At 64.6% G+C, this 14,799-nt stretch carries 11 protein-coding genes, 1 tRNA gene and 1 pseudogene; 9 read left to right on the top strand and 4 right to left on the bottom strand.

Annotated features, from left to right (window positions below; all coding sequences use genetic code 11):
* Positions 1–30: 30 nt before the first annotated feature.
* The 3 genes from BM355_RS11515 to BM355_RS11505 all read right to left on the bottom strand — a co-directional run bounded on the left by BM355_RS11515 (position 31) and on the right by BM355_RS11505 (position 2,563).
* Positions 31–1,101, bottom strand: coding sequence for an inorganic phosphate transporter (locus tag BM355_RS11515; RefSeq protein WP_091698715.1), 1,071 nt, complete (start codon positions 1,099–1,101; stop codon positions 31–33).
* A complete protein-coding gene (locus BM355_RS11510) occupies positions 1,055–1,690 on the bottom strand; it encodes a hypothetical protein (RefSeq protein WP_091698712.1) in 636 nt (211 codons plus the stop codon). Before BM355_RS11510 ends, BM355_RS11515 begins: the two co-directional genes overlap by 47 nt.
* A gap of 219 nt (positions 1,691–1,909) precedes the next feature.
* Positions 1,910–2,563: a hypothetical protein gene (locus BM355_RS11505; RefSeq protein ID WP_091698709.1), complete on the bottom strand. Its 654-nt coding sequence runs from the start codon at positions 2,561–2,563 to the stop codon at positions 1,910–1,912.
* Positions 2,564–2,675: 112 nt separating this feature from the next.
* On the opposite strand from BM355_RS11505, the gene BM355_RS11500 reads away from it, so the two are divergent.
* Together BM355_RS11500 and BM355_RS14475 are read left to right on the top strand one after the other, a co-directional pair.
* A tRNA-Lys gene (locus BM355_RS11500) sits at positions 2,676–2,751 on the top strand.
* A gap of 136 nt (positions 2,752–2,887) precedes the next feature.
* Entirely contained in the window at positions 2,888–3,043 is a 156-nt protein-coding gene (locus BM355_RS14475) for a hypothetical protein (RefSeq protein WP_218154338.1), read from the top strand.
* Between the two features lie 390 nt (positions 3,044–3,433).
* Here the strand turns inward: BM355_RS14475 and BM355_RS14945 are convergent.
* Positions 3,434–3,766, bottom strand: a pseudogene (locus BM355_RS14945) (recombinase family protein); the annotation flags it as partial.
* Between BM355_RS14945 and BM355_RS14365 the strand changes: the two are divergent.
* From BM355_RS14365 to BM355_RS11455, 7 genes are all read left to right on the top strand, one after another.
* Complete coding sequence (locus BM355_RS14365) at positions 3,736–3,894, top strand: hypothetical protein (RefSeq protein WP_177227941.1); 159 nt, start codon at positions 3,736–3,738, stop codon at positions 3,892–3,894. The pseudogene BM355_RS14945 and the gene BM355_RS14365 sit on opposite strands and share 31 nt — an antisense overlap.
* Positions 3,894–4,367, top strand: coding sequence for a hypothetical protein (locus tag BM355_RS11480; protein WP_091698703.1), 474 nt, complete (start codon positions 3,894–3,896; stop codon positions 4,365–4,367). Before BM355_RS14365 ends, BM355_RS11480 begins: the two co-directional genes overlap by 1 nt.
* Before the next feature lie 177 nt (positions 4,368–4,544).
* On the top strand, positions 4,545–6,110 hold the full coding sequence (locus BM355_RS11475) for a class I SAM-dependent DNA methyltransferase (protein WP_091698701.1): 1,566 nt from the start codon (positions 4,545–4,547) through the stop codon (positions 6,108–6,110).
* Positions 6,107–7,234 carry a restriction endonuclease subunit S gene (locus BM355_RS11470; RefSeq protein WP_091698699.1) on the top strand — a complete coding sequence of 376 codons (1,128 nt, stop codon included), beginning with the start codon at positions 6,107–6,109 and terminating at the stop codon, positions 7,232–7,234. The genes BM355_RS11475 and BM355_RS11470 overlap by 4 nt, the downstream gene beginning before the upstream one ends.
* Positions 7,231–7,965: a TIGR02391 family protein gene (locus tag BM355_RS11465; RefSeq protein ID WP_091698696.1), complete on the top strand. Its 735-nt coding sequence runs from the start codon at positions 7,231–7,233 to the stop codon at positions 7,963–7,965. Before BM355_RS11470 ends, BM355_RS11465 begins: the two co-directional genes overlap by 4 nt.
* Complete coding sequence (locus BM355_RS11460) at positions 7,962–11,102, top strand: type I restriction endonuclease subunit R (protein WP_091698694.1); 3,141 nt, start codon at positions 7,962–7,964, stop codon at positions 11,100–11,102. The genes BM355_RS11465 and BM355_RS11460 overlap by 4 nt, the downstream gene beginning before the upstream one ends.
* On the top strand, positions 11,099–14,794 hold the full coding sequence (locus BM355_RS11455) for a YobI family P-loop NTPase (RefSeq protein ID WP_091698691.1): 3,696 nt from the start codon (positions 11,099–11,101) through the stop codon (positions 14,792–14,794). Before BM355_RS11460 ends, BM355_RS11455 begins: the two co-directional genes overlap by 4 nt.
* Positions 14,795–14,799: the final 5 nt, after the last annotated feature.

The raw sequence follows: 14,799 nt of genomic DNA, 5'->3' as shown, positions 1-14,799 counted from the left end.
CCGTTCAGCCCCCTGAGCTGGCCCGCTGGGTCAGATCAGGGGGCTGAACGCTGCCGCCAGGATCAGGGCGACCACGAAGCAGACCACCACGGTGGCCAGGGAATAGAGCAGCACCCGGATCACCTGCGGCCAGCGCACCGCGGTGTAGGGCTGGCGCTGACCGGCGCCGACGATCGCGGCCACTGCAGTGTGGGTGGAGGACAGGGGCAGGTGTAGGGCGAACGAGCCCAGGAAGAGCAGCCCGGCACTCACGCCGGAGGCGACGGCTGAGCGCATCGGGTCCAGTTGCACCAGCCGTTCGGTGAGCGTGTGGGCGATCCGCCAACCGCCCATCAGGGTGCCGCCGGCCAGGACCAGTCCGCAGGCCACCGGGATCCACCAGCCCTCGAACGCTGAGAGTCCTGCGCTGGCCAGGGCCAGGCTGGTCAGCAGCCCCAGGCGTTGCCCGATCTGGACGCCGTGGCCCAAGGCGTTCGCCGCCCCGGAGAGGGCCAGGGTCATCCGTGCGCGGTGGTTGACGGCCCCGGGCGCGGCATTGCGGCTGATCCACACGGACGGGGTGACGATCAGCCAGGCCAGCAGCCAGGCGGCCAGGGGAGAGATCAGCAGCGCCAGGACGATCACCAGGAGCATGTCCCACAGCTGATGGTCGACCCGGTCCAGGTCACCGGTGATCCACAGGGCCAGTGCGGCACCGCCCAGGGCCGTGGTCAAGGCGTGGGTGGAGGAGATGGGCATCCCCTTCCACCAGGCGCCCAGGGCCCAGGCGGTGGAGACCAGCAGTCCGACGGCCAGCAGCATCAGGCCGGTGCTGGACTCAGGGACCAGGTCCAGCACGCCCTCGGTGACGACCATGACCATGCCGCCGGCCAGCACCGCCCCGAGCAGGTTCATGGCCGCAGCGAGCCAGAGGGCCGCCGGGGCGGTCAGGGCGCGGGTGCGCACGGGCAGGGCCACGGCGTTGGGCGCGTCACGCATCCCGGTCACCAGACCATGGGTGGTCAACAGCAGCACGGTGATGACCAGCATCACCATCACGAACGGGTCCACGGGGTCAGGACTCCCGGACCAGGACGCGTCCCAGGTGGCTGACCAGGTCACGCAGGGTGTCCACGGTGCTCTCCAAGGAGTGCGCGACCTCACGCTGCTGGTGGTAGGTGCGCTGCAGCAGATCCCCACTCATGCCCGAGATCCAGGTGGTCAGGATGCGATCGGAGCGTTTGCAGGCGCGCTGCATCTGGATCCAGGTCTCCTCCACGGCATCCAGATCGCGGAACTGGCCGGTGGCGGCGGTGAACAGCTCCGCCTGCCTCCCCAGGATCTCCAGCAGGTCCATCGCGGGCGCCGGGAGGCGGAACTGCTCGGTGGCGCGGATCAGCAGACCGGCGTTGCAGACCTGCTCCACGGCGCGGTTGAGCAGGTCAGAGAACTGGTAGAGGTCCTGCCGGGGCAGGGGCGAGATGAAGGCGCTGCGCAGGCTGGTCATCAGGGCCATGTGCCGCGAGGTGGCGTCGGCGTCGATCGAGTTCAGGGCGACTTCGAGATCTGCGGACTGGCCGGTGGTGGAGCCCAGCATCTGGGCCACGCGGTCCACAGCGGCACCGAGGGACTCGGAGAGGGCGGCGAGGTGCTCCAGACTGGCCATGTCCGGAGCCAGTCCGCGGCGGAGGCGGGAAAGGGAGAAGTCCATTACGGGCAGGATACCCGGGGAGTGAGGTGGGGGCGGTGCCGGACCGGGAACGCCTCTCGGCGGAAGGCCGCTCGCAGCGGCTGAATGTTGGAGCCCGGGGTTACCGCGGCCCGGCACCGTCATCCAGTGTGGGGCCACCAGACCATCACTGTCCACCGTTGAGGGGGGTGACTCGGCTCTCGGCGAAACAAGCTGTCCGGAGGCGCACGCTCCTCCGGATCAGTCCAGGGTCCCGCCTCGCCAGGCGGCCGCCGCCTGCTCCAGATCCTCGGCCGTGCCCAGGAGCCGTTGGGCCCGCTGCAGCATCGAGGCGGCGGGCTCGGGTCGGCTGACCTCCAGCGCCTCCGCGTGGTGGGACTGCCCCAGGCTGATCACCCGGCAGAACGCAGCTGCCCGCTCCAGGGCCATGTCGAAGTCACCGCGGAAGGCGCCGGAGAGCACCGAGTCGGCCATCTGGACCATCTGGTCGGCGCCCGGGGGCTCGGCGGCACCGGCCACGAGGCGTGCCACGGGCGCGGCGTGCCGGCCGTCACGGAACAGGGCCGCGGCGCGGTGCGGATCGGCCAGGATGGCGCTGCGCAGGGCGTAGAGGCGCCAGAGTGCTCCGGGCAGGGAGACCGCCGGGCAGTGGGACCAGAGCTCGGCCACGGCCTCCAGCCCTTCTCGCTCGGTCAGATGCACCAGGCGCTCATGAACCGCTGGGTCCTCCGCATCCCGTCCACCCTGCACCAGAGCCCGAGCGGAGAGATGAGCAGCCTCGGAGACCCGGGCCGGATCCGGGCCGCCCTCGAAGGGTTCGAAGGCGCGTGGTTCGAACGCGACCGGGCGGCGGTGCCGTTGTCCGTCGGTGTGGTGATTGCGGTGCGCCGTCATCTCAGCGACGATACCGCCCGCCCTCTTGCTGGCACCGCGGGCGAGGGAACAGGGGCCGAGCGATGAACTACCATGGAACGGTGAATCGCCGGGCTCAGTCCCTGCGCTTCCCGGGCCTTTAGCTCAGCTGGCAGAGCATCGGACTTTTAATCCGCTGGTCGCGGGTTCGATCCCCGCAGGGCCCACCATTGATCCCGGAGTAAAACCGCTGGCATGGAAAATGCCGGCGAGGGTTGGCTCCCGGTTCTCGGGTTCGTGAGCGAGAGGCTCGCCCTTCGGGGCGGGCCTCTTCGCGTTGGCGGGGATGGTGCGCTGGCTGGCGGCGTGTGCGGCGTGGAGGCGCAGTGCGGGGTTGAGGAGCTGGTTGAACGGCTCGGCCAGTTCGCCCTGGGCGTGGAGCTGTCCGTGCTCGTCGGGGTTGATGCGCACGACCTCGTAGAACACCTGGTTGAGCTGCCGCTTGATGTGCTCTGGGGCTGACTTGTAGAGCTGGTCGCAGTCCTCCGCCAGGGTCAGCGCGTCGGAGAGGTTCGTGAGCAACGTGTCGTGGTCGGCGGTAGCGCCCTCGAGCTCTCGCTTGATCCGTGCCAGTTCCGCGCCGAGGCGGTCTTGCTCTTCCTTGAGCAGATCGGCGGGGATGGCGTTCTGGTAGTGGAGCTGGAGGAGCTTGCGCTGCTGGTTCTTCAGATCGTCAGCGGTTGCCTTGAGCTGCGTGACGCGTTCGCGCTGCTCGGTGGACGCGAGGGCGATCTCCTCGCGCAGGTACTGCTCGAGCTGGACGCGCTCGTCGTGGGTCAGCCGGATGTTCCGGTAGAGGCGTTCGACTTGCTTCTCGACCTCGTGGATGAGGACGGCCTTGAGGTCGCAGTCGGTGCGCTTGGAGCGTCTGCCGACGCAGACGAAGTACGGGTAGAGGTCGCCGGAGCGGGAGGTGGTCATCTGCACGATGAGGCGGGAGCCGCAGCGGCCGCAGACGACGGTGGACTTGAGGAAGTGCTTGTGCACGCGGTTGTACTCGCCGTGGCGGCGTGAGGCCATGACGGACTGCACCTTGAACCAGGTGCCGTCGTCGACGAGGGGCTCGTGGTTGCCGGGATGCTCTGCTCCCTTCCAGGTGACGATGCCGCGGTAGTACGGGTTGGTGAGTGTCGCGGTGCTGGTACAAGCCCGTCGTGAAGCGACTGTTCTGGATGGGCTACCCATTGGAGCTGCACTCCTGGCTGACACCGGAACTGGAGGAGCGGATCGAGCTGAGTCGGCGCTTCGACCCGGGGACACTGCCGAAGACAGTGGCGCTGGAACCGACGTACATCGCGACGTCTGCCTGCTGATGAACGCCGAGCCGTATCCCTCCTGGGACGAGAAGCTGAACCGGAGGCTACAGTCGTGGCGTGATGATGCCGCACGGCAGGCTCGCCGCCCGATGTTCGCGGATGACCGGCCGTGTGACGACTGCCGACGTGATCCGTACGTCGTTATCGCCCAGCTCGAGGACGACTCGACGGCGCATCGGTGGCCCCATTGGATGCAGCACACGCTGCGGGAGCATCTGATCGACGTGCGCGGTGAGCTGTCCGAAGCGCTCGCTCTCCGCGTGTACGCCGGAGCGACGATCGCCGCGTACCTCGATGGTGCCGGGCTCCGACCACGTCATACGTGGGATGAGGCGACACGACAAGCCGTGCAGATCGTGACTGACCAAGCGGTGCTCGTCGACCTGTGGCTGCGCTACCGGATGGCGACGCTGGCGCCGTGGCCGAAGCAGGTATGGCGGGCAGCTCTTCACGAAAAGCGCCGGTCATGAGATAATCGGCGTAGATCGTGACGCTAGGTTGAGCCCGTCCGGCTCCCCGTCGCGAGACTCCTCTCGGCACCGCATCCGGCGCGGCACCTTAGCGGTGTCAGTGGCCGTCGGTAGCGTAGGACACGCCCCGAGAGCACAACTTAAGACGCGCCCTGCGGCGCAGAGGAGACCCACAGCATGGCACGCGCCGCGAAGCCGAAACCGACGAAGACACTCGAGCAGACCCTCTGGGAGGCTGCAGACAAGCTGCGCGGCAACCAGGAGCCGAGCGAGTACAAGCATGTCGTGCTGGGCCTGGTGTTCCTGAAGTACGTCTCCGACCGCTTCGAGGAGCGACGTGCGGCGCTCGAGGCAGAGCTGGCTGCTGACGGCATCAAGCCGGAGCGGCTGCGGGACTTCCTCGAAGACCGCGACGAGTACACCAGTCACAACGTGTTCTGGGTGCCAGAGCTGGCGCGCTGGGGCTACATCCAGTCGGTGGCGAAGCAGCCGGAGGTCGGTCAGCAGATCGACCAGGGGATGGATCTCATCGAGAAGGAGAACCCCTCACTCCGCGGTGTGCTGCCACGCAACTACGGCCGCGACGGCCTGGACAAGCGGCGCCTGGGCGGGCTGGTCGACCTGATCGGCTCGATCGGGTTCACGGAGACTGACGACCATGGTGCAGACGACGTGCTGGGTCGGGTCTACGAGTACTTCCTCGGCCAGTTCGCGGGCAAGGAGACCGGCAAGGACGCCGGAGCGTTCTACACGCCGCGTTCGGTAGTCAAGACGTTGGTCGAGATGCTGGAGCCCTACCAGGGGCGTGTCTATGACCCTGCAGCGGGTTCCGGCGGCATGTTCGTGCAGTCGGCCGAGTTCGTCAAGGCGCATGGTGGCAAGCGCACCGACATCTCCGTCTACGGCCAGGAGTTCACGGACACGACGTGGAAGCTCGCGAAGATGAACCTGGCGCTTCGCGGCATCGAGGCCGACATGGGGCCGCGCTCGGCGGACTCGTTCATTGATGACCTGCATCCTGACCTGCGCGCCGACTTCGTGACTGCCAACCCGCCGTTCAACGTCTCGGACTGGTGGGACGCCAAGCTCGCCGATGATCCGCGCTGGAAGTACGGCACCCCGCCGCAGGGCAACGCGAACTTCGCATGGGTGCAACACTTCATCCACCACCTGAGCCCACGAGGCACAGCGGGCTTCGTCCTGGCGAACGGGTCGCTGTCGTCGAAGACGGGCGGTGAGGGCGAGATCCGCCGTAAGCTCGTCGAGGCGGACCTGGTCGACTGCATCGTTGCCATGCCCGACAAGCTGTTCTTCAACACCGGCATCCCCGTCTCGCTCTGGTTCGTTTCCAAAGCCCGACACGGCAATGGCCACCGCGAACGCCGCGGCGAGGTGCTCTTCATTGACGCCCGCAAGCTCGGCACGATGGAGTCACGCCGTCTGCGCGTGCTCACCGACGACGACATCGCGAAGATCGCCGGCATTTACCATTCCTGGCGCAACCACGATGGCGGCTACGAAGACGTCCCCGGCTTCGCCAAGGCTGCGTCGCTGGAAGAGATCGCCAAGCACGACTTCGTGCTCACCCCGGGCCGCTACGTCGGCGCTGCCGAGGCTGAGGTTGACGACGAGCCGATCGACGAGAAGATCGAGCGATTGACGAAGGAGCTGTTCGCCGAGTTCGAGCGCGGGCGTGAGCTGGAGAACGAGATTCGGCGGCGGCTGGAGGCGTTGGAGTCATGACCCAAATTGCTCATCGTCCCATTGGCGAGCTGGTGGTCAACCTCGATCGGAGACGCGTACCCGTCAAAGCTTCCGACAGACGTGGGGGCCCGTACCCGTACTACGGTGCCAGCGGAGTGGTGGATCACGTAGACGACTACCTTTTTGAGGGGCTTCATCTGCTGGTAGCGGAGGATGGCGAGAATCTTCGTAGCCGCAACACGCCTGTTGCGTTCTTGGCTGATGGGCGCTTCTGGGTGAATAACCACGCGCATGTCCTTCAGGGCAACAGCGAGAATGACACTAGGTACCTATCATATGCGCTTGAAGCCGCAGACATATCGGGCTATGTCACTGGGTCCGCGCAGCCCAAGCTGAGCCAGGCAGCGCTGGCAGCAATTGAGGTTCCAGCACCTCCGTTGGACGTGCAGCGCGCCATCGCCGCGACGCTCGGCGCGCTCGACGACAAGATCGAGTCGAACCGGCAACTTGCTGAACGAGCCTCGGCGGTGATCGATGCATCTGCCTCGCAACTTCGGGCGCGCACATCGACGGAAGTTCTTCCTCTCGCCGACCTTGTGGAGTTCAATCGACTGAGCGTGAAGCCACACTCGACCGATGCCTTGCGCTACATCGACATCGCGTCAGTATCACCGGGGCAGATCGACTCGGTTCAGGAGCTGACTTGGGATGAGGCGCCGAGTCGGGCACGACGTGGTGTGAGCGATGGTGACGTAATTTACTCGACCGTGCGCCCTGGCAACCGCGCCTTTGCTCTGATTGTTGACCCGACCCCCGGCAGCGTCGCCTCGACCGGTTTTGCCGTCATGAGCCCGAGCGTCCGACTGGGCTCATCGATGTTAACGAGCGTGGTGGGCGCGCCCGAGTTCGCTGAGTACCTCGAATCGGTCGCCCACGGTAGTGCGTATCCCGCCGTCGGTATTCAGGCGATGGGCAGCTATCCGGTTGTTGTACCGAAGGAAGCCGTTGTCGCCGAGCAGTTCGAGGCAGACACGATGCCGCTGCGGCGCCGTGTCGCTCAGGCTCGGGCTGAGTCGGAACGTCTTGCTGCGCTGCGCGACACCCTCCTCCCCGAACTCCTCTCGGGTCGCATGCGCGTCCCTACCGAAGGAGTCGCGGCATGAGTGGGCTAAATATCGAGTGGGCACTGGAGCAGCTCGAAGATTTCATCCGGGCTACCACCGTGCATCATGTGCCGCCGCCGAGCGGAGTCGTGAGCGCTGGGAGCTATCGGACGACGGACTCCGAAGCGGAAGTAGTTAAGCGCGCGCAGGTCGCTGAACAGATCCTTGACCGGGTGCTGCCGAACTGGCGTTCCCTTGAGGTCAGCACAAGCCGGAAGAAGTGGGCACTGCACCACGAGGCTTCGCTTCGTGCCCGGGAGAACCTCCGTCGTCAGGAGGAGATCCGCAAGAATCTTGGCGACGATGCGCCGGAGCTGTCGGCTGCGAACCTGCATCCGTGGGTCTGGGACGGCGCGTCGTCGCTGTGGCAGTCAGGACACTTTCGTGAGGCTGTCGAAGGAGCGATCCGCAAGCTGAACGCCGAGACGCAGAACAAGCTCGGTCGTCGGAACGTCAGCGAGACAGATCTCTTCAACCAGGCATTCAGCGAGCAGGCACCTGCGGCGGGTAAGCCCCGTCTCTACCGCATGAAGAACGACGGCAGCAGCACGTTCAAGTCAGTGCAGCGCGGCGCTCGGACGTTTGCCGAGGGTGTGTTTGCTGGTATCCGTAACCCGCTTGCGCATGAGGCTGACCAGGAGATGCCGGAGCAGCAAGCACTGGAGTACTTGGCTGCGCTCAGTGTGCTGGCGCGCTGGGTGGATGAATCGACGTTGGAGGTTGCATCGTGAGCGCGTTCAACGAGAACACTGTCGAGCTGGCGGCGCTGGAGTATTTCGCGGAGCTGGGCTACCGCACCCTGCACGGCCCGGACATCGCTCCTGGCGAGCCGGGAGCGGAGCGCGACTCCTATGCGGACGTGTTCCTGTGGGGGCGGCTGCGTGATGCAATCAGGCGGATCAATCCCGGGACTTCTCCTGCCCTTGTCGATGAGGCGATCAAGCGGGTGCGGCGGGCGGAGTCGCAGAGTCCGATCGATGAGAACTATCGGCTGCACCAGCTCATCACGGAGGGTGTGCCCGTCGAGCACCGGGATGCAGACGCTGCGCTGCGGACGACGCGGTTGTGGCTGGTCGACTTCGAACGCCCCGAGAACAACGACTGGGTGGCGATCAATCAGTTCACGATCGTCGAGAACGGCAAGAACCGCCGGCCTGACGTGCTGGTGCTTGTCAACGGCCTGCCGCTGGCTCTGCTGGAGTTGAAGAACCCGACGGCGGAGCACGCGACGTTGAAGTCGGCGTGGAACCAGGTGCAGACGTACCGACAGGACATCCCGTCCGTGTTCGTGCCGAACGCGGTGACGGTTATCTCCGACGGCACGTCAGCCGCGATGAGCAGCTACGCAGGCGCGTTCGAACATTACGCGCCGTGGAAGACCGTCGAGGGCCGGGAGGTCGTGAGCGACCGCCCAGCCCTTGAGGTGCTGATCAAGGGGGTGTTCGAGCCGAAGCGGTTCCTCGACATCGTTCAGAACTTCGTCGTGTTCAGTGACGAGACCGCCACCGACAAGGCCACCGGGCAGCCGACACGGGTGCTGGTGAAGCGTGTGGCGAAGTACCACCAGTACTGGGCGGTGAACGCGGCGGTCGAGTCGACCGTGCAGGCGTCCCGGCCGGACGGCGATCGTCGTGGTGGTGTGGTCTGGCATACCCAGGGTTCGGGCAAGAGCTTCGAGATGGTGTTCTATGCCGCGAAGATCATGCGCGACCCGCGCATGGTGAATCCGACGCTGGTGTTCATCACTGACCGCAACGACCTTGACGACCAGCTCTTCGGGGAGACATTCGCTCCTGCCCGCATCCTGCCGGAGACCCCGGTGCAGGCCGCGACCCGTACTGACCTGCGCGCGAAGCTGAAGCGCGCATCCGGTGGCATCGTCTTCACGACGCTGCAGAAGTTCGCTCCCGGTGAGGATGGCGATGCCAACCCGGTGCTGACGGACCGCCGCAACGTCGTCGTCGTGGCTGATGAGGCGCATCGTAGTCAGTACGGCTTCGGTGAGACGCTGGACCGTCATGGCCGCTTGCGCTCAGGTCTGGCGAAGCACATGCGAGATGCGTTGCCTGGTGCTACCTACCTCGGCTTCACCGGTACACCGATCGAGTCTGGTGACAAGTCCACCCGCTCGGTGTTCGGTGACTACGTCGACGTCTACGACCTGACCCGTGCGGTCGAGGACGGCGCGACCGTCAAGATCTTCTACGAGTCGCGCCTGGCGAAGATCGACCTGTCCGACGACGACCTTGCCGCGCTCGACGAGCTGGCGGACGAGATCACCGAGACCGTCGAAGAGGATGCGGCCACGGCAGCGAAGTCCCGCTGGTCGCGTCTGGAAGCCATCGTCGGCGCCGACTCGCGCCTCGACCTGATCGCCCGGGACATCGTCGAGCACTGGGAGAAGCGGCGCGAGGCGCTGTTCGGTAAGGGCATGATCGTCTCGATGAGTCGCCGTATCGCGGTGCGCCTCTACGAGAAGATCATCGCGCTCCGCCCCGACTGGCACTCAGACGATCCGGCCAAGGGCAAGATCAAGGTCGTCATGACCGGCTCGGCTGCCGACCCGGCCGAGTTCCAACCACACATCCACTCCAAGGACGTACGCAAGGACCTCAAGCTCCGGGCGAAGAACCCCGACGACGAGCTCGAACTCGTCATCGTCCGAGACATGTGGCTGACCGGCTTCGATGCGCCGAGCATGCACACGATGTACGTCGACAAGACCATGCAGGGCGCAGGGCTCATGCAGGCCATCGCCCGAGTGAACCGCACCTTCCGGGACAAGCCCGGCGGGCTCATCGTCGACTACATCGGCGTGTTCGCGAACCTCCAGGCGGCGCTCCAGGAGTACTCGCCCTCCGACCGCGACCAGGCCGGCGTACCCATCGACGAGATGGTCGCCGTCATGCTGGAGAAGCACGACATCATCCGCGGCGTGCTACACGGTGTCGACTACGACTCCTCGCCGTCACTCACTGCCTCCCAGCGCTTGGCGGAGTACGCCAAGGTGCTCGACTTCGTCATGGCCGACCCTGACCGGACGAAGCGCTTCAACGACCAGGTGCTGGCGCTGGCCAAGGCGTTCGCTCTGGCTGGAGCGCGCGACGAGGCGGCAGCGATCCGCAACGACGTGCGCCTGTTCACCGATGTGCGTGCCGCCATCTTGAAGATCCAGAACCCGGATTCTGGGCGCGGAGGATCGGGCGCGGTCGAGATCGACACGGCGCTCGGGCAGCTGATCAACGAGGCCGTCGCTGCCGACCAGGTGGTCGACATCTACAAGCTCGCTGGCGTCGAGACGCCAGAGCTGTCGATCCTCAGCGATGAGTTCCTCGATTCGCTCGCTGACAAGGACAAGCCGAACCTGCAGATGGGGTTGCTGCGTCGGCTGCTCAACGACCAGATCCGTACTGTGCAGCGCACCAACCTTGCGCAGGCACGGAAGTTCTCCGAACTGCTCGATGAAGCGATCAACCGGTACACGAACCGGTCGCTGACGACGGCGGAGATCATCGCGGAACTGGTGAAGCTCGCCAAGCAGATGCGGGACGATCAGCAGCGCCACGACGCGCTGGGGCTTTCTGCCGCGGAGGTCGCGCTGTACGACGCGATCGCCCAGAACGATGCCGCGGTCATGCGCATGGGCGATGAGACATTGAAGAAGATCGCTGTCGACCTCGTCTGGGCTGTCCGTACCAGCGTTGTTATCGACTGGAATCAGAAGGAGAGCGTACGCGCCGCGATGCGCTCGAAGGTGCGACGCCTGCTTGCCAAGTACGACTACCCGCCTGACGCCGAGGAGAAGGCCATCGAGTTGGTGCTCGAGCAAGCCGAACTGTTCGCTAAGGGGGAGGCATCGGAGGGATGAACCACGCCCCGAAGGAGCCGACCGAGAAGTCCAAGTGGAGCCTCATCCCACTCACCCCTGAGTATCTCGAAGCTGAGCACAGTGGCTACGTCTCGGCGCTTGAGGCTGCACTTGAAGACGATGAAATCCGTAACATCGCGCTGTCCGGAAACTACGGTGTCGGCAAGAGCAGTATCTTGCGGGAGCTCGGGAAGCGACTTGACGGCCGCGTGGTCGAGCTTTCGCTGTCGACCCTTGCCCCGATTGAAGCGTCCAAGCTAGACGAGTCGGTGCCACTGCAGGCCACGACTCCGACGAACCGTATCCAGCAGGAGATCGTCAAGCAGCTGCTTTACCGGGAGGATCCGAGCAAGACGCCTGCGTCCAGATTTCGTCGAATCGAGCGCTTCCGGTGGTGGAGAGAGTTCGGCACGGCTGCACTGATCGGTCTGGCCGTCGCCGTCATTTTCTTGCTGACTGGCTGGACTGCGCAGGTTATAGCGACCTTCACGGCGCTGAACGACCTCGGCGTCTGGACGCATCTGATCGTTTGGGTCGTGGCAACGACTGCGGTGCTCCTGGTGCGCTGGCTGTTCTACGGGAAGATCCGCATCAAGCAGCTGTCCGCCGGCGCAGCGACTGTCACCCTCGATGACAACGCTGTGTCGTACTTCGACCAGTACCTCGACGAGATCGTCTACTTCTTCGACGTGTCGGATCGTGACGTCGTGATCTTCGAGGACATCGACCGCTTTAACGACTCACACATCTTTGAGACGCTGCGTGCGCTGAACACGTTGCTCACCGCCTCGCCTCAGATCGAGAAGCCGATCCGCTTCATCTACGCGATCAAGGACAGCATCTTCGACCGGATCGGGCTGGAGGCGGAAGGCCGCAAGCTCGAGACAGGCGTACTGGCAATCGAGGATCCGGCGCAGGCTGAGGCGGTGCGTGCTAACCGCACCAAGTTCTTTGATCTCGTGATTCCGGTGGTGCCGTTCATCACGCATCGCAGTGCACGGAACCTGGCGACTCGGTTGCTGGCCGAGATCGAGCACAAGGTAGAGCCGGAACTGCTCGATCTGGCTGCGCAGTACGTCCCTGATATGCGGCTACTGAAGAACGTCCGCAACGAGTTCATCGTCTTCCGCGATCGAATCTTCTCAGGCGACGGTGAGCAACTCGACCTGAGCGAGACTGACTTGTTCGCGATGATGCTCTACAAAAGCACGCACCTCACGGACTTCGAGACGATCCGACTCGGCAAGAGCAATCTGGACACCCTCTACAAGCTCAGTCGCGAGCTGGTAGCCGAGAACATCAAGCGGATCGAGGGCGAGCGTCGTACGCTTCGGCAGCGGCTTGCACGCAAGAGCGGCGCAGAGTCGCGCAGCTCCCACCTTGGGGACTTGCTGGCGGCGCACATCGAACGGACGGCAGCCTCGGCCTCAGCGCTAGGAAGCCGACGTCGGAACGGTTTGACATCCTCGGTTGATGGCGCCCCGAAGTCGGACGCGGAGCTACGAAGTGCGGAGTTCTGGGCGGCTTTCGTTGCGGCGGATGGTGACCCGGAGCTCCGTCAGCAGATGTCGTCTGGCAACGTACTAACGTTCTCGCGATCCAGCCTTGTCGGCGCGCTCGGTGATCCATTGGATGCTGACAGCTGGAGCGATGCAGATCGGGATCCGCTGAATGAACAACTCAACGAGAAGTTCGAGGACATCAAGTTCCTGCGCGGTGCGGACATGGGTGATCTGATCAAGCGCCCAGAGTTTCTAGTCATGTTCAAGGAACTCGACACGCCTGCGAGCGAAGGTACGTCTGCGACCTACAAGGAGACGGCGCAGTCGCTTGAGTACGTCGCCAAGGCACTGCTCAAGCCCGGCTTGGCCTATCAGCTTGTTCGGGCCGGACACATCAACCGCAACTTCACGCTGTACACCTCGACGTTCCACGGCGACCGCGTAAGCCCAGCGGCGACGAACTTCATCATCCACCACGTCGAGCGAGACCTGATGGATGCGCACTTTGAACTCGGCCCGGAGGATGTCGATGCCGTCGTGCGGGAACGTGGCAAGAGCGCACTGAAAGAACCAGCGCTCTACAACATCGCGATCCTTGATCGTCTCCTTGCAACCAACGTTGATGCAGCCGACATCATGATTCGCTCGCTGGTTGGCCTGGGAGAGAGGCAGACGCAGTTCCTGCAGGCGTACTTGACCGCCGGTGAGCAGCGCGCACAACTCGTCCAGCGGTTTGTGACAGTGTCGCCGAGAACGCTTCTCTACCTCGTGAACCAAGCGGAGCTGGACGACGCTTCGCAGCTAGAACTAGTAGGCGTTGCACTGGCGAATCTGTCATCGTCAGCGCAGCGCACGGACGCGCGGGTCGTCGATTATCTACGAACGCACTACGCGGAGTTCTCCGTCCTCACGAACGACGGGATGTCCGCCCAGGCAGAGCGAGTTGGAGCGCTCTTCGCCGAGGCGAGTATCACGCTGCCTAGCCTGACGCCGCTCTCGGCAAGTGCCCGTCCGTCGTTCGTCTCGCGCAGTTTGTACGACATCACGCATGAGAACCTGACCCTCGCGATTGGCAATGACGAGACGGTTGCTCTCGACGTCATCCGAGCGGCGAACAAGACGGTCTATGACTACGTCCTCGAACATATCGATGCCTATCTGGGCGCGATCGAAGGCTCTTCCGCAGCGGTCGATACAGGTGAGCAGTTCATCGCAGTGCTCGAGGAACTACTCGAGCAAGGGACGCCTCGCCTGGCCGACGTGGTTGAGCGCGCTGCGCCAGCGTGCCAGGTTGTCGATCTTGGCGCCATCTCCGAGGGAGCGTGGCCGGCGTTGGCTATGCATCAGCGGTTCCCTGCAACGTTCAAGAATGTCAGCCGATACGTTGCTGCTCTTGGAGTCGATGCCCACCTCGCTCCGCTGCTGGCCGCAGCAGGCACGCTCACCGAGGCTGAGTCGGCCGACGAGGACGAGAAGACCACGTTGGCGACCACGATCCTTGCGGCGCGGGAGCAGCTGCCAGCCGCAACACTGCGCGCGGACCTTGTTGCGAGCTTGAAGCTGGGCAGCCATCTCGAGATTGGGGAGATTGCTGCCGAGACCGGCGACTTGTTCGCGGTACTCCTCAAGCACGACATCATCTCGGACACCGCCGAGTCATACGCGCACCTTGCGGCGACTGATTGGCCAACGCGAAGGGCGTTCATCCGCGAGTCGGAGAAGTTCGCGCGCTACATGACGCCGGAGCTGGTGCAGCCGGATCTGGCGGCGCTTCTCGCCGACAATGAGATCGAGGACGCGATCAAGCGGGTGATCGTCGAGCAGTCTGAAGCGTACGCCGAGGTCGCTGGGCAGCGAGGGCTGAATGAACTGGCGCGCCTTGCTGTGAAGCACGGGCACACCATCCCGTCCGCCGTCGTGCAGAAGATGGCGCAGGGTGGCGCTTCTGCGCAGTACGTAGTACCCCTTCTCGAACCGCACCTTGGCGACCTTGCCCGCGCAGACCTCTTCGCGATCTTGCAGGAGCTGGGAGGCGACTATTCGAAGCTGACCGCAGTGGGACGCACCGCCCTGCATGTCGCAAATACACCTGCAGACCGAGCCCTCCTTGAGTGCTTGAAACAGCACGGAACTGTCAGCTCGTACGACGCGGACGTGTCGCCTATCAAGGTGAACAGGAAGCATAAGTAGAGCGG

Origin of the sequence: Micrococcus terreus (assembly GCF_900116905.1) — a bacterium.
Taxonomy (GTDB): Bacteria; Actinomycetota; Actinomycetes; order Actinomycetales; family Micrococcaceae; genus Citricoccus; species Citricoccus terreus.
Note: the sequence above shows the minus strand (reverse complement) of the source record. Positions and strands in the feature narration are given on the sequence as shown.